At 45.9% G+C, this 20,606-nt stretch carries 20 protein-coding genes and 1 riboswitch; of the genes, 9 read left to right on the top strand and 11 right to left on the bottom strand.

The genetic code is table 11. The features are described 5' to 3' along the window. Nucleotides 1–2: 2 nt before the first annotated feature. The 4 genes from CWO08_RS08125 to radC form a co-directional block, all read right to left on the bottom strand. A complete protein-coding gene (locus tag CWO08_RS08125; RefSeq protein WP_108020212.1) occupies nucleotides 3–563 on the bottom strand; it encodes a hypothetical protein in 561 nt (186 codons plus the stop codon). 216 nt (nucleotides 564–779) lie between these two features. Next, nucleotides 780–947, bottom strand: coding sequence for a 50S ribosomal protein L33 (gene rpmG / locus CWO08_RS08120; protein WP_002535344.1), 168 nt, complete (start codon nucleotides 945–947; stop codon nucleotides 780–782). A 13-nt stretch (nucleotides 948–960) separates the two neighbouring features. Further along, nucleotides 961–1,197, bottom strand: a complete 237-nt coding sequence (gene rpmB / locus CWO08_RS08115) for a 50S ribosomal protein L28 (RefSeq protein WP_004728407.1) — start codon at nucleotides 1,195–1,197, stop codon at nucleotides 961–963. 291 nt (nucleotides 1,198–1,488) lie between these two features. Beyond that, nucleotides 1,489–2,163 carry a DNA repair protein RadC gene (radC, locus tag CWO08_RS08110; RefSeq protein ID WP_017071069.1) on the bottom strand — a complete coding sequence of 225 codons (675 nt, stop codon included), beginning with the start codon at nucleotides 2,161–2,163 and terminating at the stop codon, nucleotides 1,489–1,491. 224 nt (nucleotides 2,164–2,387) lie between these two features. Between radC and coaBC the strand changes: the two genes are divergently transcribed. The 3 genes from coaBC (at nucleotide 2,388) to lpxL (ending at nucleotide 5,379) form a co-directional block, all read left to right on the top strand. Continuing rightward, entirely contained in the window at nucleotides 2,388–3,629 is a 1,242-nt protein-coding gene (gene coaBC, locus CWO08_RS08105; RefSeq protein ID WP_108020211.1) for a bifunctional phosphopantothenoylcysteine decarboxylase/phosphopantothenate--cysteine ligase CoaBC, read from the top strand. A 139-nt stretch (nucleotides 3,630–3,768) separates the two neighbouring features. Further along, entirely contained in the window at nucleotides 3,769–4,359 is a 591-nt protein-coding gene (gene slmA, locus CWO08_RS08100; RefSeq protein ID WP_017063086.1) for a nucleoid occlusion factor SlmA, read from the top strand. Between the two features lie 39 nt (nucleotides 4,360–4,398). Continuing rightward, entirely contained in the window at nucleotides 4,399–5,379 is a 981-nt protein-coding gene (lpxL, locus tag CWO08_RS08095; RefSeq protein WP_108020210.1) for an LpxL/LpxP family Kdo(2)-lipid IV(A) lauroyl/palmitoleoyl acyltransferase, read from the top strand. A 157-nt stretch (nucleotides 5,380–5,536) separates the two neighbouring features. Here the strand turns inward: lpxL and pyrE are convergent, their stop codons facing one another. Both pyrE and rph read right to left on the bottom strand, forming a co-directional pair. Further along, nucleotides 5,537–6,178, bottom strand: coding sequence for an orotate phosphoribosyltransferase (gene pyrE, locus CWO08_RS08090; RefSeq protein WP_017059267.1), 642 nt, complete (start codon nucleotides 6,176–6,178; stop codon nucleotides 5,537–5,539). Between the two features lie 106 nt (nucleotides 6,179–6,284). Beyond that, entirely contained in the window at nucleotides 6,285–7,001 is a 717-nt protein-coding gene (gene rph / locus CWO08_RS08085) for a ribonuclease PH (protein ID WP_019826449.1), read from the bottom strand. Between the two features lie 248 nt (nucleotides 7,002–7,249). Here rph and CWO08_RS08080 point away from each other — a divergent pair, with 248 nt between their 5' ends. Further along, on the top strand, nucleotides 7,250–8,116 hold the full coding sequence (locus tag CWO08_RS08080) for a YicC/YloC family endoribonuclease (RefSeq protein WP_017063084.1): 867 nt from the start codon (nucleotides 7,250–7,252) through the stop codon (nucleotides 8,114–8,116). A gap of 345 nt (nucleotides 8,117–8,461) precedes the next feature. Here CWO08_RS08080 and CWO08_RS08075 read toward each other — a convergent pair whose 3' ends face one another. From CWO08_RS08075 to CWO08_RS08065, 3 genes are all read right to left on the bottom strand, one after another. Then, nucleotides 8,462–8,674: a cold-shock protein gene (locus tag CWO08_RS08075; RefSeq protein ID WP_004735656.1), complete on the bottom strand. Its 213-nt coding sequence runs from the start codon at nucleotides 8,672–8,674 to the stop codon at nucleotides 8,462–8,464. 310 nt (nucleotides 8,675–8,984) lie between these two features. Continuing rightward, nucleotides 8,985–9,410 (bottom strand): phosphate-starvation-inducible protein PsiE, encoded by a 426-nt coding sequence (locus CWO08_RS08070; protein ID WP_050652097.1) that lies wholly within the window; start codon nucleotides 9,408–9,410, stop codon nucleotides 8,985–8,987. A gap of 189 nt (nucleotides 9,411–9,599) precedes the next feature. After that, a complete protein-coding gene (locus CWO08_RS08065; protein ID WP_108020209.1) occupies nucleotides 9,600–10,970 on the bottom strand; it encodes an NCS2 family permease in 1,371 nt (456 codons plus the stop codon). Nucleotides 10,971–11,028: 58 nt separating this feature from the next. Further along, a riboswitch (purine riboswitch) is annotated at nucleotides 11,029–11,128 on the bottom strand. A 301-nt stretch (nucleotides 11,129–11,429) separates the two neighbouring features. Here CWO08_RS08065 and gmk point away from each other — a divergent pair. The 4 genes from gmk to recG all read left to right on the top strand — a co-directional run bounded on the left by gmk (nucleotide 11,430) and on the right by recG (nucleotide 17,435). Next, nucleotides 11,430–12,053, top strand: a complete 624-nt coding sequence (gene gmk, locus CWO08_RS08060) for a guanylate kinase (protein ID WP_048661314.1) — start codon at nucleotides 11,430–11,432, stop codon at nucleotides 12,051–12,053. 279 nt (nucleotides 12,054–12,332) lie between these two features. Beyond that, nucleotides 12,333–12,605, top strand: a complete 273-nt coding sequence (gene rpoZ / locus CWO08_RS08055) for a DNA-directed RNA polymerase subunit omega (protein ID WP_009848003.1) — start codon at nucleotides 12,333–12,335, stop codon at nucleotides 12,603–12,605. A gap of 39 nt (nucleotides 12,606–12,644) precedes the next feature. Next, nucleotides 12,645–14,771, top strand: a complete 2,127-nt coding sequence (gene spoT / locus CWO08_RS08050; protein WP_048661313.1) for a bifunctional GTP diphosphokinase/guanosine-3',5'-bis pyrophosphate 3'-pyrophosphohydrolase — start codon at nucleotides 12,645–12,647, stop codon at nucleotides 14,769–14,771. A 585-nt stretch (nucleotides 14,772–15,356) separates the two neighbouring features. After that, nucleotides 15,357–17,435 (top strand): ATP-dependent DNA helicase RecG, encoded by a 2,079-nt coding sequence (recG, locus tag CWO08_RS08045; RefSeq protein ID WP_108020208.1) that lies wholly within the window; start codon nucleotides 15,357–15,359, stop codon nucleotides 17,433–17,435. 251 nt (nucleotides 17,436–17,686) lie between these two features. Here recG and envZ read toward each other — a convergent pair whose 3' ends face one another. Beyond that, a complete protein-coding gene (gene envZ / locus CWO08_RS08040; RefSeq protein ID WP_102479334.1) occupies nucleotides 17,687–18,982 on the bottom strand; it encodes a two-component system sensor histidine kinase EnvZ in 1,296 nt (431 codons plus the stop codon). Nucleotides 18,983–19,150: 168 nt separating this feature from the next. Continuing rightward, entirely contained in the window at nucleotides 19,151–19,870 is a 720-nt protein-coding gene (gene ompR / locus CWO08_RS08035) for a two-component system response regulator OmpR (RefSeq protein ID WP_008218409.1), read from the bottom strand. 175 nt (nucleotides 19,871–20,045) lie between these two features. Between ompR and greB the strand changes: the two genes are divergently transcribed. Beyond that, on the top strand, nucleotides 20,046–20,528 hold the full coding sequence (gene greB, locus CWO08_RS08030) for a transcription elongation factor GreB (RefSeq protein ID WP_017062470.1): 483 nt from the start codon (nucleotides 20,046–20,048) through the stop codon (nucleotides 20,526–20,528). Nucleotides 20,529–20,606: the final 78 nt, after the last annotated feature.

Here is a 20,606-nt window from a genome sequence, read left to right as displayed (position 1 = left end):
ATCTAGTCGTCCGATTTAGGTGGTTTGTCTGATATAGATAGCTTGTCTGATTTAAATGAAGGTTTCGAGCTAAAACTTGGAAACAGGTAGCTCTCTTCAATAGACACCGCCAACCACTGATCATTCCAGTTTTTTAACAACCAGAACTCAGGCAATTGATAATAGGTAATACGCTGGGGCTCTTCTTGGTCTTGATACCATACTTCGATGGTGTGCGGTGTCTTTAACCGAGGCGTAAGATCTGTGTAGGTCTGTGAGTCGACTTCCGTGCCCACAAGCTCTTTCCAACGTTGTGACAGCTCTTGTGCATTGGTGGCTTGAGGGAAGTCCATACCTTGGAACTGGTAAACCCATTGATTGTCTTGTTGAATGACAGACCACTTAGCAAAGTGCAACGCTTGAAGCTCTGCTTTTGGATTCAGGAGATAAGGATAAGGGCTATCAACCTGCGGTTCAGGCTCGATAAGGTACGCTTTGATCAATGTTGGAAGGTTTAACACGCCAATAAAAGCGATCACACTGAACATGAGTATGTTGTTCCACCGGCGTCCACGATATCTCATCTGATTCTGCTCATCTAACCTATTGAGTAATCAGTATATCGTGAAAGTGGCAATATTTTCTATGTTGCGCGGTTTTCTATCTATCAGACGCTATATCAAGCGCTACATCAAACAAGAGCAATTGAGTTACTCAAATTTTAGATATAAAAAAACCCAGCGATTAAACTGGGTTTTTCAATTCTTTCTTCTACTGAAGAAGAGCAAAAAAAGCATCAATTACTTGATTTTAGCTTCTTTGTACATAACGTGTTGGCGAACTACTGGATCAAACTTTTTGATCTCAAATTTGCCTGGCATGTTACGCTTGTTCTTATCAGTTGTGTAGAAGTGACCAGTACCTGCAGAAGATACTAGACGAATTTTCTCACGAATGCCTTTAGCCATTGCTTAATTCCTCTTAAACGTTTTCGCCACGTGCACGGATATCAACAAGAACAGCATCGATGCCTTTCTTATCAATGATACGCATGCCTTTAGCAGTTAGACGTAGTTTAACAAAACGTTTTTCGCTCTCTACCCAGAAACGATGAGTTTGTAGGTTCGGCAGAAAACGGCGCTTAGTAGCATTGCGTGCGTGTGAACGGTTGTTACCCGTTACTGGACGCTTACCAGTTACTTGGCATACTCGGGACATGAATGTCTTCTCCAATCGTTTCAGCTCGATATCAACCTTGGTGGCCGAACCTCTCTATCAATTAAAATAGAAGGTAAAAACCGTTATGGAAAATCCATACAAGGCTATCAAAGGTCGCGCATTATACTAACTTGACACGCATTGCTCAAGACCCGAACAGATCCTTTTTACGGATTTCGTGATCTTTTTTTGTGCAGCGCAGCTTGCTTGAGTAATCAGAGCTGATTTTAGGTCTAAAAATGTGGGCGGAATAATAGCAGATTTAACGCAACTAACAACCTAAAATGTGATTCAAATCCATCCACGCTCTGCAAAAGAGACAACTTCGCCATCTCCAACGACAAAATGGTCGAGAACTCGGATGTCCACCAGCGCTAATGCATCGGTTAATCGGCGTGTAATCCGCCTATCCGCTTGGCTGGGTTCAGCAACACCCGAAGGATGGTTATGAGCCAAGATTAATGCCGCCGCATTGTGATGAAGTGCCCGTTTAACCACTTCACGCGGGTAAACCGATGCGGCATCGATGGTTCCTTCAAACATCACCTCGTCCTTTATTACCCTATTTTGGTTATCGAGGAACAATATATAGAAGGCTTCTCGCTGGCGATCACGCAACATGCTCGAAAGATAAAGCTTAGTATGACTTGGGCTAGTGAGTGCATCCCCACGAGATAAAGTCTCTGCTAGATAACGCTGCGTCATCTCTAATACAGCTTGTAGCTGAACATACTTGGCCTGCCCCATCCCTTTATGGGCACAAAACTCTTCCTGCGTTGCTGAAAAGAGATGACGGAGCGAGCCAAAGTCTTTGATCAACTTGTCTGCGAGCTCCAACACGTTCATTCCTTGTGTCCCTGTTCGCAGAAATATCGCGAGCAGTTCCGCATCACTCAAAGAATCAGGCCCTCTATTTAATAGCTTTTCTCTCGGCATCGATTCGGCAGGTATTTTATCTATTGGCATATAAAAACTGATCACTAGTCATGAACACGACCCACCAGCGTAATGAGATCGTAATCAGAGATCCTTCGATAGAGATAAAAGGAAACGACTCACTAGCAAAACTGTGTAATTGATAAGTTTGATAACACCAACTTGATGAGCGTCAACTCTGTTCGAGTTCTGCTTCTAGGCACTCATCCTTTGTTCTGATATCGTAAGTCGCAGAAAAATTAAGGAACAGAATCATGCAAACACAGGTTAATCCACTGAGTAACGCTGACCAACAAGGCCTAGCAGGGAAAAAAATTCTTCTTGGTATTAGTGGTGGTATCGCTGCTTACAAATGTGCCGAGCTGACTCGACGTTTGGTTGAGCGTGGAGCACAAGTGCAGGTCGTCATGACCAATGCAGCCAAGGAGTTCATTACTCCTCTCACCATGCAAGCCGTCTCTGGCAGGCCAGTGTCTGATAGTTTGCTTGATCCTGCTGCTGAGGCTTCCATGGGCCACATTGAGCTCGCAAAGTGGGCTGACTTGGTATTACTAGCGCCAGCAACCGCAGACCTTATTGCTCGTATGACAGCTGGCATGGGTAACGACTTGCTAACCACTTTGGTTTTAGCAACCGATGCGCCAGTTGCGGTATCTCCAGCAATGAACCAACAGATGTACAGCCACCCTGCGACTCAAGAGAACATCACGACCCTAAAACGTCGTGGCTGTGAGATTTGGGGGCCGGCGGCTGGCGAACAAGCGTGTGGTGATGTCGGTATGGGGCGTATGCTCGAGCCAATGCAGCTTGTGCACCGTTGTGAAGACTTCTTCCAACCTAAGCCGCTTACTGGCCGTTCTGTGCTTATTACTGCAGGACCGACTCGTGAAGCGATTGACCCTGTGCGTTACATTACCAACCACAGCTCGGGCAAGATGGGCTATGCTCTGGCTGAAGCGGCAGCGAAACAAGGCGCATCAGTAACTCTAATCAGCGGCCCTGTATCACTCGCGACACCAAATAAGGTTAATCGTATTGATGTCGACAGCGCTCAGCAGATGTTTGATGCCGTGAGTGCCAATGCAGCTCAGCACGATATTTTCATCAGCTGCGCCGCGGTTGCAGATTATCGCCCTGAGACCATCGCAGACCAAAAGCTTAAAAAGGTCGACGGTAAAGACGACATGACCATTCAAATGGTTAAGAACCCTGACATCGTCGCTTCTGTCGCTGCAATGACTGAAGGTCGCCCATTTACTGTCGGCTTCGCAGCTGAAACTCAAGATGTTGAGAAGTACGCGCGCGGCAAACTGGAAAGAAAGAACCTCGACATGATTTGCGCCAACGACGTTTCTGTCGAAGGTCAAGGCTTCAATAGCACTAGCAATGAGCTGCATCTTTATTGGAAAGGCGGCGATAAGTCTCTGCCACTGGAAAGCAAAGACACACTTGGTTTCCAGATCCTCGATCAGATCCAACAGCTTATTGATGCATAAACGCACAAATTTGCTCTGACAATCTGCTGACACCTCTCGATTCTGTTGACCTAGGGCTCACAAAACTAGGAAACAGAATTGATTGGTGTTTATAATCCTTCTTCACTCAATCCTCATCTTTAGGAAAGGAAGTAAATAGATGGCTGGTGCTCGAAAATCAAACCGTCGTGAAGAAATCCTACAAGCTCTCGCACAAATGTTGGAATCGACCGAAGGTGCTTCTCGTATCACAACGGTAAAGTTGGCCAAGCAAGTGGGTGTTTCTGAGGCTGCGTTATACCGCCACTTCCCTAGCAAAGCTCGTATGTTTGAAGGCCTAATCGAGTTCATTGAAGAAGCGTTGATGTCTCGAATCAACCGTATTCTGGATGAAGAGAAAGACACGCTAGAGCGCATACGCCTAGTGCTACAACTTATCTTAGTTTTCTCAGAACGTAACCCTGGCCTGACTCGAATCTTGTCTGGTCATGCTCTAATGTTTGAAAATGAACGCCTGCGTGATCGCATCAACCAACTTTTCGAACGCATTGAGACGCAACTTCGCCAAATCCTGCGTGAAAGAAAACTTCGTGAAGGGAAATCATTCCCGGTTGATGAGAAAATTTTAGCGGCTCAGCTGCTCGGTCAAGTTGAAGGCAGCTTGAATCGCTTTGTTCGTTCAGACTTCAAATATCAACCGACAGAAAATTTTGATGCTTATTGGGCTCTATTAAGCGCTCAGATTAAGTAGCAATCAAATTAAGTAGCAATCAAATCTTAAGTGATGGTTATGACGACGAAAACTTCTCCGACAAGCAGCACTGCACAACACGTTATTACTAAGCCACCTTTTACTCTGGCGTTACTCCACCCTAAATACTGGGGAGTATGGTTCGGTTTTGGGTTATTGGCGCTTATCGTTAACGTTCTCCCTTACCGCCTCTTACTGCTGTTAGGCCGATCATTAGGCTCTTTGGGCGCTCGCTATGGCAAAAAGCGCGTAGCAGTCGCAACACGTAACTTGGAGCTCGCCTTCCCAGACAAGCCAGCAGATGAAGTCGCGGCAATGGTCAGTGAGAACTTCAAGAACACCGGTATGGCACTGATCGAAACGGGCATTACCTGGTTTTGGCCGACGTGGCGTTTCAAGCGAATCCTAGTAGATAAAGACACTCAAATGCTGCGTACACATAAAGCCAACGGCAAAGGTGTTCTGCTGTGTTGTGTGCATGCCTTGAACCTAGAGATCACTGCGCGAGCAATGGCTGTTCTCGGTATTTCAGGTTTAGGTGTTTATCGCCCGCACAACAATCCGGCTTATGAATTCATTCAATACCGTGGTCGTACTCAAAACGGCAACCGCCTGATTCACCGTAAAGACGTGAAGCGTATGATTCGAATCCTGCGCCAGGGTGAGATCCTTTTCTACCTTCCGGATCATGATTACGGTCGTAACAAATCGGTGTTTGTGCCTTTCTTCTCGGTAGAAGATGCGTGTACTACCACAGGTACCAGCATTCTTGCGTACACCAGCCGATGCGCACTTGTTCCGGGTTCAGGTTTTAGAAATGCCGACGGCAAGTATGAAATCATGGCCGACGAGTCAATTGAAGATAACTATCCACAAAAAGATGAGAAAGCCGCCGCTGCCTACATGAACAGCTATCTTGAGAAGATTATCTTAAGAGCACCAGAACAGTGGATGTGGCTACACAAACGCTTCAAGACCATGGAAGATCCAGAAGCTGAACGCGGCATTCGTTATAAATAGAGTAGCCGCTACAAATAGAGCGACTATTTCTTAGATAAGAAAACAGCTCACTTCAATAGAAAAGTAAAAGGCCCGAAAGATATTTATCTCTCGGGCCTTTTTGATTTTTCGATTCTAAACTTAGAACGCTAAACCGTTAGGTTCGACGCTTCAAGAATTAGATTCCGTATTGAGCGCGGTACGCTTTTACTGACTCTAGATGTGCTGCGTCTGTGCCTTTTTCTTCAAGGAAAGTCACCAAGTCAGTCAGGCTAACGATTGAGATGATTGCACAACCGAAGTCACGTTCAACTTCTTGAATTGCAGACAGCTCGCCTTTGCCCTTCTCTTGGCGGTCGATAGCAACAAGCACACCCGCTAGATCAGCGCCGTTTGCCTGGATGATTTCCATCGACTCACGAATCGCAGTACCGGCAGTGATCACATCGTCCACCAGCATGATGCGGCCTTCAAGTGCGCTACCTACAAGGTTGCCACCTTCACCGTGGTTTTTCGCTTCTTTACGGTTAAAGCAGTAAGGCGTGTCTACATCGTGGTGATCCGCCAGTGCAACTGCTGTTGTGGTCGCGATTGGGATACCCTTGTATGCTGGGCCAAATAGCACATCGAACTCAATACCTGAATCAGCCAATGCCGCTGCGTAGAAGCGACCTAAGCGTGCTAGGTCACGACCTGTATTAAACAATCCAGCATTGAAGAAGTAAGGGCTCTTACGGCCAGACTTTAAAGTAAACTCACCAAACTTAAGTACTTCTTTCTCTAGTGCAAATTCAATAAATTCACGTTGATATGCTTTCATGTTTTTCCTCTACGTTTATTCAATAAAACTTAACTTACGCTCTGCACTACTCTTTCGAGTTTTACAGACAAAAAAATAGCTCCTTATGAAAGGAGCTATCTAAAAACTATTCTGCTAACGCCGACTTCTGCGCTTCAACAATGTCAGCAATGCCCTTATTCGCCAGGGCTAAAAGCTGCATCAGCTCTTCATGGCTGAACGGTTCGCCTTCTGCGGTGCCTTGAATCTCAATCATCTTACCGTCTTCTGTCATTACAACGTTCATGTCGGTATCTGCTGCTGAGTCTTCAACGTACTCAAGGTCACACAGTGCTTGTGCACCAACGATGCCCACTGAAACTGCCGCTACGTGGCCTTTCATTGGGTTCTTTTTCAGTTTGCCGCTTGCTAGTAGGCTGTTGATAGCGTCAGCCATTGCTACGCTTGCACCTGAGATAGAAGCAGTACGTGTACCGCCGTCTGCTTGGATAACATCACAATCGACAGTGATCATGATTTCACCCATTACTTTCAGGTCAACAACAGCACGTAGGCTACGCGCGATCAGACGTTGGATTTCCATCGTACGACCACCTTGCTTACCGCTCGCCGCTTCACGACGGTTACGAGTGTGCGTTGCACGTGGCAGCATGCCGTATTCAGCGGTTACCCAACCCTTACCTTGGCCTTTTAACCAACGCGGTACGTTTTCTTCTACCGTCGCATTACATAGAACTTTAGTGTTGCCGAACTCAACTAATACAGAACCCTCAGCATAAGCTGTGTAGTTACGAGTAATTTTAATTGGACGAATTTGATCTACAGCGCGGTCATTTGGACGCATTGGTATCTACCTTATTAACAGTCTGAAGTGATTTACTATCGAAAGAGTGCATCACCTAAGAAAGGGGTGAGACAGTTTTGATTGGGGCGAGATTATATAGCAGTTTATCTTTCAAATCTATTTACCGTTCAAAGCTATTTACCGTAACCGGCTATTTATAGTCACAAGAGACAAGCTTCGGGAGCACACCATATCGTGATACTATGCGTGCGCGTTATTTTCAGAATGATAAAAGACAGGAAAATTCGATGATTTATAGTATGACCGCGTACGCACGCAAAGAAGTAAAAGGCGATTGGGGCAGCGCAGTATGGGAAATCCGTAGTGTAAACCAACGCTACCTAGAAACTTACTTCCGTATGCCTGAACAGTTCCGTGGTTTAGAGCCAATCTTGCGCGAGCGTTTCCGTAAGCGTCTAGCGCGCGGTAAGGTTGAATGTAACCTACGCTTTGAAGCAAACCCTGCTGCAAAGGGCGAACTAAGCATTAACGAAGGTTTGGCTCAGCAAGTAATCAATGCGGCGAACCAAGTAATGACGATGACTGGCGAAGAGAGCCGTTTGAACCCATTCCAAGTCATGAACTGGCCTGGTGTGATGGAAACGCCAGAGCAAGACATGGATGCCATCAACAAAGACTTACTAGAAGCATTCAACGATGCTATCGCAGAATTCATTGATGCTCGTGCTCGTGAAGGTGAAAACATGAAGGCGCTAATCGTACAGCGCTTAGATGCAATCACTGAAGAAGTCGTGAAAGTTCGTGCACGTATGCCTGAAATCCTAGAGTGGCAACGTGAGCGTCTTCTTACCAAATTTGAAGATGCGAAAATCGAACTGGAAGGTTCTCGCGTTGAGCAAGAGCTTATCCTACTTGCGCAGAAGTCAGACGTAGCAGAAGAGCTAGATCGTCTAGATTCTCACGTGAAAGAAGCAAATGCAGTACTGAAGAAAGGTGGCGCTTGTGGTCGTAAACTGGACTTCATGATGCAAGAGTTCAACCGTGAGTCAAACACGCTGGCATCTAAGTCTATCAGCACAGACATCACCGCATCAGGCGTAGAGCTTAAGGTTCTTATCGAACAGATGCGTGAGCAGATCCAAAACATTGAATAACAGTTTGTCAGTAACACGCTGTGAATAGCCATTAGCCTAATCAGTGTTGATTAACTAACAGTGTTGATTAGATCAAGATAAGCTCCTAGTTTTAGGGGCTTTTTTTATGGATACAGTAATGAAAATCAAGGCTAGTCAGTAAGCGGGTAGTTACGCTGGAGATTTACTTAGAGCAAGAAATAGATACAGCGATAGATGGAACGGAACAGGTGTACAAAAGAATTTAAGAATATTTTGAGGAGGTATTGCAAGTGGAGAAGAGTGTTACGGTAAAACTGAGGAGGAAACAGATTTGAGAGAGAAAGTGACGCAAGTTGCTGTTGCAACCTGCGCCGACTTAAAATCTTATAGAGCTACAACGTTTGCAGCTTGAAGACCTTTTTGGCCTTGCTCTACTTCGAAAGACACTTGTTGGCCTTCTTTAAGAGTCTTGAAACCTTCAGAAGCGATTGCACGGAAGTGTACGAATACGTCAGCGCCGCCGTTGTCTTGAGTTAGGAAACCGAAGCCTTTCTCTTCGTTAAACCATTTTACTACGCCGTTTGTTTTGTTAGACATGATGTGTCCCTTATATAAAAATAAAAAATTAATCGCCAAAAGTGCGATGCGCTGAAAGCTTGAATTATTTAATGTATCTATGAAGCTAAGGGAAACACTGAGAATAACAATGAAGCAATACTAAGGGTTTTACTTTACAACTGGATGTTTCATTTAATAACCCTGAAAACAGAGCGACGCCATTCTTGGTGATCTTAGCCTGCTTGTAAAGCGTTATTTGGATAAATCGATGCTTTTTTGTTCAATTAGCCCAATTAAAAACCCAACGATATCGCTGGGCTTCATTTATAAAACCTTAACCTTCAAAGTGTTACTCATCTGGCTGCTTGGTTCGAAGGTCTACATACGGCCAATAATGATGCCCAACACGAATCAAGAGTGTTGCAGCGGCCAAGATAAATGCCGCTAAAGATAACCAAACGATCAATACCGCATCGAGTTCTTTCATGCCCAGAGTGATGTAACGAGCAATCGCCATCATCGCGATATAGATTGGGTATCGCACTGGGATCTTACCGTTCATCACAAACTGCTGAACCATGGCCAACACTTCTAAATAGATAAACATCAGTAGAATGTCGGTCAGCTGTACACGGCGTTCAGCGAAAACATGCATGAACTCTTCGACCATCGCAAACAAGGTCGCGAGCGTGATCGCCACCAGCAATACCGCTTCCATAATGTGGAATACTTTTAAAAACGGCTTACTAAAAGATCTAGGTAAATTAGAAGGCATAGTCACTCTTCAAAAAATAATTAATCCAGTCTCTACAATAGCATGCATCAATATAAGTCGCTCACTCTCTGTCGGAGAACACCATCAATTGCACACCTTTTGTAGAAGCCGCAGATACAAAAATGGCCCCACATTCACTGCAGAGCCATCTATTCATTCTTCGTCTCAGCTTAACTCAGCCGATTAGCCTTAAAGCAGAATCAGGTAAGTTAAGAACACCACACACAGTCCGTAGATAAGCGGGTGCACTTCTTTACGCTTACCTGCCACAACCATTGTGAATGCGTAGCTGATAAAGCCCATCGCCATACCGTTCGCTGGAGAGAAGCTTAGCACTGTGAACATGATGGTGAAGAAGGCCGCAATACGTGACTCTTTCTTCTCCCAGTTGATCTGACCAAGACGACCTACCATGTAGATGCCCACTACTACCATCGCCGGTGCAACCATTGCAGCTGAGAAGATAGAGAAGATTGGGTATAGGAACAGCGAGATTAAGAACAGACCAGCCACCATCACTGCTGCCAAGCCCGTTTTCGCACCTTGAGAAGAAGCAATGCCAGACTCGGAGAACGCGGTAATAGATGTAGTACCTAGAATCGAACCAATCACCGTACCACCCGCATCTGCCACTAGAGCCGATTTCGCGTTTGGCACCTTGCCGTCTTTATCGATAATACCCGCATCGCGACCAACGCCAACAATCGTGCTCAAGCCATCAAAGAAATCAACAATCAGGAAGATCAGTACGATGAACAATAGGTCGAACATTTTCTCTGGCGTGAAAGCAGAGAAATCAAAGATAGCGCCGAAGCTACCTGCCATGCTCGGTGGTATCGCAACTAACTGTTCAGGGATTGGCGCGTTTGATGTACCCATGAACACGTCAGCCAGAATTGTCAGTGCAATCGCTGATACGAATGAGATAAAGGTCGCCAGCTTGATGTCACGCACCATACAGCCAAGGGCAATAAAGATACTGATGTAAGCGATGACCACTTGTGGGTCTGAGATATCCCCTAAGCCAACCAATACAAACGGGTTCGAAACGATGATGCCCGCATTCTTAAGACCTAAGAAAGCAATGAACAAACCGAGAGAAACGGTAATCGCCAACTTCAAGTCTTCAGGAATCGACTCAATCATCGATTTACGGATATTGGTCAACGAGAACGCGAGGTACAAGATACCTGATAGGAAAATGCCGAACAGTGCCTCATTCCAAAGTACTGCGACTGAACCACTTAATAGCAAACCTTTGAAGAAGCCGTTCATGCTCATGCCCGGCGCAAGCATCACTGGGTAGTTGCCCCAAATGCCCATGATTAGGGTTGCGATAGCCGCAGACAGAGCCGTTGCAGTAAACACGGCACCTTTATCCATGCCAGGAATACCACCCAAAATCGCTGGGTTAACCGCTAGGATGTAGCTCATTGCCAAGAAAGTAATGAAACCTGCATACAGCTCAGTGCCGATCGTGGTCTTTCTTTCAGTGATTTTAAACATCGAATCAAGCGAGCCAGAGGTGTTCTGGGCTTTCAGGGTGGAATCGGTACTCACAACAAAACCTTTGCAATAAATTAAGAATGTGGTGATTCAAATGCTGTGAGAATAGAGAGGTCTCTACACTAAAAACTGTAGTCACCAAGGTAGGCTCGGTAGTAGAAACATCTAGACCTTTTTACTAGATATATACAGCATTTAATCGTTTGCGCGGATTGTAAGGATTGAGATTAAAACTTCAACAGATTTTGTCCAGATCACATAAAAAAGTGCAGATGATGAGTGATTACATTTCTACAAAGATCCTTGAGAGGATCATTCGCTAATAAATAACGATCAAGCCAGTTGTTCTCAATCATCTAAATGTGCTACTCTTCGCCTCCATTTTTCTGACCTAATTTTCACCAGTTGCCGCTCTATACGCGCAATTACCGGAACGTAATTAAGGTCAGTGCTATCTTTTATAGTGTCGGTTTATCGCCTTCACTCAATCCAACCAACAGTGGAAATATACAGATGGGCAAAGGTACTCTTTACATCGTATCTGCACCTAGTGGCGCAGGTAAGTCGAGCTTGATCTCAGCAATGCTAGAAACCAATCCAACCTACGCAATGAAGGTATCTGTTTCACACACCACTCGCGGTATGCGCCCTGGTGAAGAGAATGGTGTTCACTACCACTTTGTAGAAAAACATCACTTCGAAGACCTTATTGGTAAAGGTGAGTTCCTAGAGTACGCAGAAGTATTCGGCAACTACTACGGTACTTCACGCGTTTGGATTGAAGAAAACCTAGATCGCGGTATCGATGTATTCCTAGATATCGACTGGCAAGGTGCTCGTCAGATCCGTGAACAAATGCCTCAAGCAAAGAGTGTATTCATTCTTCCACCATCAAATGGTGAGCTAGAGCGTCGTTTGAATGTTCGCGGTCAAGATAGCGACGAAGTTATTGCGAAACGCATGAGCGAAGCAAAATCAGAGATTTCTCACTATGCAGAATACGATTATGTGATCGTGAATGATGACTTTGATGCAGCCCTAATGGACTTCAGAGCAATCATTCGTGCGGAGCGTTTGAAAGAAGATAAGCAAGCAGCTAAATACAGCGGCATGCTTACAGCACTACTGGCGGAATAATCTCTGATACCAATCGTAGTAAACAACTGGTCATTCTAGCTTGTGAAAAAGCCTGATAACGTCGTTAGAATTTTTGATTGTAGGGTCACTACTTATCGAAAAATTCTGCCTTGTTCTCAAACTTTTTTCCGGCGCTATCTCTGAGCACTTATTTACTGTGATTGGTATAACTGGATTTTCCATTGAGATAAGTATACGGTGATCTAGAAAGTCTCTAGTTAAACTTGTATACTTTCTCGTCATCAAAAATTTATTAGTTAATTACTATTTGGAGTCCTCATGGCACGCGTAACTGTTCAAGACGCTGTTGAAAAAGTTGGCAACCGTTTCGACCTAGTTCTTATTGCGGCTCGCCGCGCACGTCAAATGCAAACTGGCGGTAAAGATTCACTAGTGCCTGAAGAAAACGATAAGCCAACGGTTATCGCTCTTCGCGAAATCGAAGAAGGTCTTATCACTAAAGACGTACTAGATGCTCGTGAGCGTCAAGAGCAACAAGAGCAAGAAGCGGCTGAACTTGCAGCAGTAAGCAGCATCGCTCACACTCGATAAGAACGTCATTCGAACTAATTAACCTTCCGGGCCTTTAATTTGTATCTATTCGATAGCCTCAAAGACGTTGCCCAAGAATACCTAACAGAGCCTCAAATTGAGGCTCTGCGTCAATCTTATGTGGTAGCGAGAAACGCCCATGAAGGGCAAACCCGTTCAACGGGTGAACCATACATAATCCACCCTGTTGCTGTTTCAAGAATCCTGGCAGAAATGCGTCTGGATATCGAAACTCTGCAAGCAGCCCTACTCCATGATGTAATTGAAGATACTGAAGTTACAAAAGAGGAGTTAGAAGCTCAATTTGGCAATACTGTTGCTGAACTGGTTGATGGTGTATCTAAGCTGGATAAGCTTAAATTTCGTGATCGCAAAGAAGCGCAAGCAGAGAACTTCCGCAAGATGGTTCTCGCGATGGTGCAAGACATCCGCGTTATCTTGATCAAATTAGCTGACCGTACTCACAACATGCGCACGCTTGGGGCACTTCGTCCTGACAAAAAGCGTCGTATTGCTCGTGAAACCCTCGAGATTTATTCTCCGCTAGCTCACCGTCTTGGTATTCATAACATCAAGACCGAACTAGAAGAGTTAGGCTTCGAAGCCCTTTATCCGAACCGTTATCGCGTACTTAAAAACGTAGTGAAAGCTGCGCGTGGTAACCGTAAGGAGATGATCCAACGTATCCATAGCGAAATCGAAGGCCGCCTTGAAGAAGTCGGTTTGCCTGCTCGCGTACTTGGTCGTGAGAAGAATCTGTTCTCCATCTATAACAAGATGAAAACCAAAGAGCAGCGCTTCCACACCATTATGGATATCTACGCTTTCCGCGTAGTGGTTGATACCCCAGATACTTGTTATCGCGTACTTGGTCAGGCTCACAGCCTGTACAAGCCTCGTCCTGGCCGCATGAAAGACTATATTGCAGTACCAAAAGCCAACGGCTACCAATCTCTGCACACGTCAATGATCGGCCCTCACGGGGTGCCAGTTGAGGTCCAGATCCGTACTGAAGATATGGAGCAAATGGCAGATAAAGGTGTCGCGGCGCACTGGTCTTACAAAGGTAATGGCTCGCGCAGCAGTAACGGGACAACCGCACAGGTTAAAGCACAACGTTGGATGCAGAGCTTACTTGAGCTACAACAAAGCGCAGGTAACTCATTCGAATTCATTGAAAACGTTAAATCTGACCTGTTCCCAGATGAGATCTTCGTATTCACGCCGAAAGGTCGCATTGTCGAACTTCCGGCAGGTGCAACAGCGGTCGATTTTGCTTACGCGGTGCATACCGACGTCGGCAACATGTGTGTAGGTGCTCGTGTAGACATGAACCCTTACCCACTCAGCAAATCGCTGAAGAATGGCCAAACCATTGAGATAATCAGTGCTCCGGGCGCACGTCCAAATGCGGCATGGCTCAACTACGTGGTGACATCACGTGCGCGTACTAAGATCCGTCAGGTTCTGAAAACCATGCGTCGTGAAGAGTCGATTACCCTTGGTCGTCGTCTACTGAACCACGCACTTGGCGAGCACTCTATTACCGATATCGGCCAAGAGAATCTCGAACATGTATTGTCTGACTTGCGCCTAGAAAGCGTTGAAGACTTGCTCGCATCGATTGGTCTTGGTGAGCTGATGAGTATCGTTATTGCTCGTCGCCTACTGGGTGATGCTGACGAACTGACGGAAGTGAAAAACAACAGCGATGCGCCTAGGAAGAAACTGCCTATTCGTGGTGCTGAAGGCCTGCTACTGACGTTCGCTAACTGTTGTCACCCGATTCCAGATGATCACATCATTGCTCATGTATCTCCAGGTCGTGGCCTTGTGGTTCACCGCGAAACGTGTCCAAACGTTCGTGGTTACCAGAAAGAACCAGATAAATACATGGCGGTTGAATGGTCTGACGATTACAACCAAGAGTTCACTGCTGAGCTTCAGGTTGATCTGCAGAACCATCAAGGTGCACTGGCTGAGCTAACCAATGTTATCTCGAAAACAGGCTCTAACATTCACGGTATTTCAACCGAAGAACGTGATGGACGCCTATACACAGTGACAATCTTGCTGACCACCAAAGATCGTGTTCACCTTGCGAGCATTATGAAGAAGCTACGTGTGATGCCACATGCGCTGAAAGTAAGACGTCGTAAGAACTGATCAAAATAAAGATGAGGGATTCGAGATGGCGGGATGCGAAGAGCAAAAGACTTCGTGACTCACCATCTTGGCTCCACATCTGATTTAGTTTTTGAATATCGATAGATAAAGCGATAAGGCAGATGAGAGATACGAGTCTCGAGATGCGAAGAGCAAAAGCTTTTCACCACTCAACTTTTCGTATTTCGAGTCTGCTTTAGTTTTTTATAGCGCCCTATTCCTCTCATATCCCATTTACATACACCCCGTACTCGCTCTTAGTCTTTTCGTATCCCGTTTACTCGCATCCCACATCTGTTCTTACCTTTTCGCATCTCGCTTACTCGCCCCCCTTATCTGCTCTTACCGTTTCACATCTCGTTTACTCGCACCCCATATCTGCTCTTATCCTTTCGCATCTCGTTTACTCACATCCCGTATCTACTCTTATCCTTTCGCATCTCGTTTACCCGCATCCCGCATCTGCTCTTCATCCCTTCGCATCTCGTTTACTCGTATCCCGCATCTGCTTCTAAGCTTTATCCTGTACAAAAATCCAGTAAAATGCTTGAATAGATTATCTCTCTTACGTTTATGAGCCTTGTTATGTCACAGCTTTTATCTGCTATCCCTCTCAACTCTTTATCTGGAGTCGGCGCTAAAGTCGCAGAGAAACTGGAAAAGGTTGGGCTTAACAACGTACAAGATCTGCTATTTCACCTTCCTTTGCGCTACGAAGATCGAACACGTATCTATCCAATCGTAAAGTTGCACGCCGGCCTTTGGGCTGCTGTACAGGGCAAAGTAATGCACGTCGATACCATTTTCGGTAAACGTAAGATGCTCGCAGTAAAGATCAGCGATGGTAACGGTACGATTACGCTGCGCTTTTTCAACTTTACTGCAGGAATGAAGAATAACTTTGCTGAAGGCAAACAAGTGCACGCCTACGGCGAGATCAAACGCGGTAATATGGGACTTGAGATCGTCCACCCTGACTACAAGTTCTTTGCCCCAAGGCAGCAGCCAGATGTTGAAGCTAACCTGACCCCGGTGTACCCAACCACTGAAGGGCTAAGACAAGTCACACTGCGCAACCTCACTGACCAAGCTCTAGAGCTAATCGACAAAGCTGCCGTCAATGAGCTGCTACCGTCTGGCTTGTACGACCACCAAATCACCCTAGCACAAGCACTGCATACCATTCACAGGCCTCCTCCAGGCATTGACCTAGAGCTGTTTGATGAAGGTAAACACCCTGCTCAACTGCGTCTGATTATGGAAGAGCTACTGGCTCAAAACCTGTCGATGCTGTCTGTTCGTAGCAAAGGACAGCAAGACAAGGCGATGCCTTTTCCTCCAGCGAACACCCTCAAAGATAAGCTGTTGGCTCAGCTGCCTTTTTCTCCGACCAATGCGCAAGCACGAGTGACCAAGGAGATCGAAGCTGACTTGGAAAAGCCGCACCCTATGATGCGTTTAGTGCAAGGGGATGTAGGTTCAGGTAAAACCTTGGTTGCTGCACTAGCGGCGGTTCGCGCACTGGAACATGGCCAACAAGTCGCCTTGATGGCACCAACAGAACTATTAGCCGAGCAGCACGCGATTAATTTTACTAACTGGTTTGAAGCAATGGACATTCAAGTCGGTTGGCTGGCAGGTAAACTCAAAGGCAAAGCCCGTGAAACCGAACTGGCACGCATTGCTAGCGGCGAAGCGCAAATGGTGGTCGGTACTCATGCCTTGTTCCAAGAACATGTCGAGTTCAAAAACCTTGGCTTAGTGATCATTGATGAGCAGCACCGATTTGGTGTCCATCAGCGTTTAGAGCTACGTGAAAAAGGGGCAAAACAAGGCTATTACCCGCACCAGCTAGTGATGACAGCAACACCAATTCCACGAACGCTCGCCATGACGGCCTATGCCGATCTCGAAACCTCGATTATCGATGAACTGCCACCGGGTCGTACACCGATTCAAACCGTGGCGATTCCTGATACCAAACGGGATGATATCGTTGAGCGGGTGCGTAATGCGTGTCTTAATGAAGGAAAACAGGCCTACTGGGTATGTACGCTGATTGATGAATCCGAAGTATTGGAAGCGCAAGCCGCTGCTGATACCGCAGAAGAGCTGCAACGTAAATTGCCAGATGTGAAAATTGGTCTGGTACACGGCCGAATGAAACCCGCCGAGAAACAAGCGGTGATGCAAGAATTCAAAGAGAACAAACTGCACCTATTGGTTGCGACTACGGTGATTGAAGTGGGTGTGGATGTACCTAACTCGAGCTTAATGATCATCGAGAACCCAGAACGTCTTGGTCTAGCACAACTGCACCAATTACGTGGCCGTGTTGGTCGTGGTTCGGTCGCAAGTCATTGTGTACTGCTGTATCACTCGCCGCTATCTAAAACCGCTCAGAAACGTTTAGGTGTACTTCGTGAAAGTAACGATGGCTTTGTTATTGCTCAACGAGACTTAGAGATCCGTGGCCCCGGAGAACTGCTTGGGACTAAGCAAACTGGCCTAGCCGATTTTAAGATTGCTGACTTGATACGAGACCAACGTTTAATCCCTGAAGTACAGCGTATCGCACGTCATATTCACGATAGCTACCCAGAGAATGCCAAAGCGATCATCAATCGCTGGTTGGGTGAACGCGATGTGTATTCTAAGGCGTAACTAGCAAAACTAACGTAATCCAAAACGCAAAAGGCTTCCCTCAAGGAAGCCTTTTTCGTGTGTGTTACTTCCATCAATCAAGAACGAGATTCCCTATTCGCTCGTTCCTCACGATAGAGAATGACGATCAAAGTAAACTGTCATCGTCAAAGTCCATGGTTAGCAATGCGTCATCCCCGAGAGGGAAGAATGACCGAGTCGGGGATCTCGAAACAGAAACCCAACCGACTCGCCAAACAATGAAACTTAGCTTACGGCTTCACAGGAAAACTGATCTGCGCTTTCAAACCGCCTTCACTGCGGTTATTCACCACCACCGCACCTTGATGCTGGCTGACGATACGTTTCACAATTGCCAAGCCTAAGCCCGTACCCTCACTGCCTCGAGCCGTATCACCGCGAGTGAACGGTTCAAACAACTTACCGACTTGGTCTTGTGGGATGCCCGGACCATTATCTTCTACCGTCACCCAAGCCAACTTATTGTCTGCAGTCATACCGGTCGATACCTTGACCCAACCATTACCATAGCGCAGCGCGTTCACCACCAAGTTACTCACTGCACGCTTCATCGCGATCGGGTTGCCCAACGCAGGTTTCATGGTTTCTGGAATATCGGTTTCAATCTGAACCTCGTAGCCACCCTCAGAGCTCGATACTTCGCGTGCAATATCATCGACAAACACCGCTTGGAATGAATCACGATCGACTGGCTTTAAGTAATCCATAAACTGACTGATGATCTCGTTACACTCTTCAGTATCACTGATGATCCCTTCAGCTAAGTAACCATCTTCTGGAGACATCATCTCAGTCGCTAAGCGAATACGCGTTAACGGGGTACGTAAATCATGACTGATACCAGCCATCAAGAGAGCCCTATCTTCTTCCAGTTCTTGTATGCCTTTCGACATCTGATTGAATGCACGAGTTACCGAACGAATTTCTTGCGCACCTTGCACTGGTAATGGCGGTGGAATGTCACCGCGTCCAACACCTTGTGCGGCTTTCTCTAGCGCAATGAGCGGGCGGTTTTGCAATCGGATAAACAGCCAACCACCTGCGACGATCAACATCGCCATGATCAAGCTGTTACGAAATAGTGGTGCAAAATCTTCTTCTTGCAACTCAGACAGAGGTATACGAATCAACGAGTTAGGAAGCTGAGCAATGTCCATCCACAGCACATAGCTCTCTTTACCTAGAATCAACCGCACTTCGGTTTCAGATCCCAGCTCTTTGGTCATCTCCTCACTCATCAGGTCAATTGCGACCGCATGATAATACTCACCCGCAGCCTCGCTATCCTTGGCGTGAACCGTCACTCCGAGTTGCTCAAGCACACGCTGGCGCAGAGGTGCATCGATTTCGATATCACTGCCTTGGTCCAACACCAGGTTTAACTCGTGTGCCAATATCTTATTAAACTGCTGCAAACTCGGCATCAATGCGTAGTTAAACACGGCGTAATATGAAAAGATTTGGCTAGCAACCAACAGAGTTAAAAAGAGCACTATCGACTGAGTAAAGGAGCTACGTATGCGCATAGAAGGCCTAAAGTGAAAGGTGGAGAAACAGAGACATAATAGAAACTATAACTCTAAACCATTGTGCTGAATACAAAACGGGCCATCACATATCAATGAGATGGCCCGTAAATAGAGAATTCTGAATTACAGAATCGATAAAGCGGCTTTTGAGCTTATAAAGCTAGATTACACAGCTTTACCATCTGGAACGAATACATAACCCAAGCCCCACACCGTTTGGATATAACGGGGTTTGCTTGGATCTTCTTCAACAAGACGACGCAGACGTGAAATCTGAACATCGATAGAACGTTCCATTGCTGAATACTCACGGCCACGAGCCATGTTCATCAGCTTATCGCGAGACATTGGCTCACGCGCGTTAGTGACTAGCGACTTAAGTACCGCAAATTCGCCTGAAGTAAGCGGCATTGGCTCTTCACCACGGAACATTTCACGCGTACCTAAGTTCAAGCGAAACTCACCAAACTCAACCACAGACTCTTCTGTGCTTGGTGCGCCCGGTGCTTCAATTACTTGGCGACGCAGTACCGCTTTGATACGAGCAAGCAGTTCGCGTGGGTTAAATGGTTTCGGTAGGTAATCATCGGCACCCACTTCCAAACCCACAATACGATCCACTTCGTCACCCTTTGCAGTCAGCATCAGGATAGGTAGCGAGTTGTTTGCGTTTCTTAGACGGCGACAGATCGACAGACCGTCTTCGCCCGGTAACATTAAATCCAATACCATCAAGTGAAAATTTTCACGGGTTAACAGGCGGTCCATCTGCTCACTGTTTGCCACGCTACGCACTTGAAAGCCTTGCTCTGACAGATAGCGCTCTAACAGTGCACGTAAACGAGCATCGTCATCGACCACTAAAATTTTGTAGTTTTCTTGCATGTAATGGTTCCACCTATTAATCGCTTATTGGATTATAAGCTTTTGGGCACAGTCTAATGAGTTCAATACATTAAAAATGTAACATTATTGGAGAAAAAGTCGCCTAAATAATTGTTAACGTATGTTGCCTTTCTATATATTCTATCTTAGATCATCATTTCATTAAGTCAGATTTATGAAAACCAAACTTATCACTCGAGAAGGTTATAACAAACTTAAAGCAGAACATGACCACTTATGGCACGAGAAGCGTCCTGAAATTACTAAGATAGTCACTTGGGCTGCAAGCCTTGGAGATCGTTCAGAAAACGCAGATTACACCTTCAATAAGCGTTTACTTCGTCAGATCGATCGCCGAGTACGTTTCTTAAGAAAGTTCCTACCTGATGTCACGATCGTTGATTACTCGCCACAACAAGAAGGTAAGGTATTTTTCGGGGCTTGGGTCGAAATTGAGAATGATGATGGGGAAATTAAGAAGTTTCGAATTGTCGGCCCAGAAGAGATATACGGCGATGCTAAAGGCTATATCTCTATCGACTCACCAATGGCTAGAGCTCTGCTCAAGAAAGAAGTGGATGATGAGTTTACGGTAAAAACACCGGAAGGCGACAAAGAGTGGTTCATTAACTCGATTCGCTACGCAGACAACGAATAACCAAACTTAATAAATACTTAGCGATGAGCTGAGTATTCAAGCAAACTCAAACTCCAGACAAAAGAAAACCCCGCTAGG

Source organism: Vibrio sp. 10N.286.48.B8 (genome assembly GCF_003050085.1).
GTDB lineage: Bacteria > Pseudomonadota > Gammaproteobacteria > Enterobacterales > Vibrionaceae > Vibrio > Vibrio crassostreae.
Note: the sequence above shows the minus strand (reverse complement) of the source record. Positions and strands in the feature narration are given on the sequence as shown.

Coding starts and splice junctions, on each gene's coding strand:
- CWO08_RS08125 (WP_108020212.1), bottom strand. CDS start 563: ATGAGATATCGTGGACGCCGGTGGAACAACATACTCATGTTCAGTGTG.
- rpmG (WP_002535344.1), bottom strand. CDS start 947: ATGGCTAAAGGCATTCGTGAGAAAATTCGTCTAGTATCTTCTGCAGGT.
- rpmB (WP_004728407.1), bottom strand. CDS start 1,197: ATGTCCCGAGTATGCCAAGTAACTGGTAAGCGTCCAGTAACGGGTAAC.
- radC (WP_017071069.1), bottom strand. CDS start 2,163: ATGCCAATAGATAAAATACCTGCCGAATCGATGCCGAGAGAAAAGCTA.
- coaBC (WP_108020211.1), top strand. CDS start 2,388: ATGCAAACACAGGTTAATCCACTGAGTAACGCTGACCAACAAGGCCTA.
- slmA (WP_017063086.1), top strand. CDS start 3,769: ATGGCTGGTGCTCGAAAATCAAACCGTCGTGAAGAAATCCTACAAGCT.
- lpxL (WP_108020210.1), top strand. CDS start 4,399: ATGACGACGAAAACTTCTCCGACAAGCAGCACTGCACAACACGTTATT.
- pyrE (WP_017059267.1), bottom strand. CDS start 6,178: ATGAAAGCATATCAACGTGAATTTATTGAATTTGCACTAGAGAAAGAA.
- rph (WP_019826449.1), bottom strand. CDS start 7,001: ATGCGTCCAAATGACCGCGCTGTAGATCAAATTCGTCCAATTAAAATT.
- CWO08_RS08080 (WP_017063084.1), top strand. CDS start 7,250: ATGATTTATAGTATGACCGCGTACGCACGCAAAGAAGTAAAAGGCGAT.
- CWO08_RS08075 (WP_004735656.1), bottom strand. CDS start 8,674: ATGTCTAACAAAACAAACGGCGTAGTAAAATGGTTTAACGAAGAGAAA.
- CWO08_RS08070 (WP_050652097.1), bottom strand. CDS start 9,410: ATGCCTTCTAATTTACCTAGATCTTTTAGTAAGCCGTTTTTAAAAGTA.
- gmk (WP_048661314.1), top strand. CDS start 11,430: ATGGGCAAAGGTACTCTTTACATCGTATCTGCACCTAGTGGCGCAGGT.
- rpoZ (WP_009848003.1), top strand. CDS start 12,333: ATGGCACGCGTAACTGTTCAAGACGCTGTTGAAAAAGTTGGCAACCGT.
- recG (WP_108020208.1), top strand. CDS start 15,357: ATGTCACAGCTTTTATCTGCTATCCCTCTCAACTCTTTATCTGGAGTC.
- envZ (WP_102479334.1), bottom strand. CDS start 18,982: ATGCGCATACGTAGCTCCTTTACTCAGTCGATAGTGCTCTTTTTAACT.
- ompR (WP_008218409.1), bottom strand. CDS start 19,870: ATGCAAGAAAACTACAAAATTTTAGTGGTCGATGACGATGCTCGTTTA.
- greB (WP_017062470.1), top strand. CDS start 20,046: ATGAAAACCAAACTTATCACTCGAGAAGGTTATAACAAACTTAAAGCA.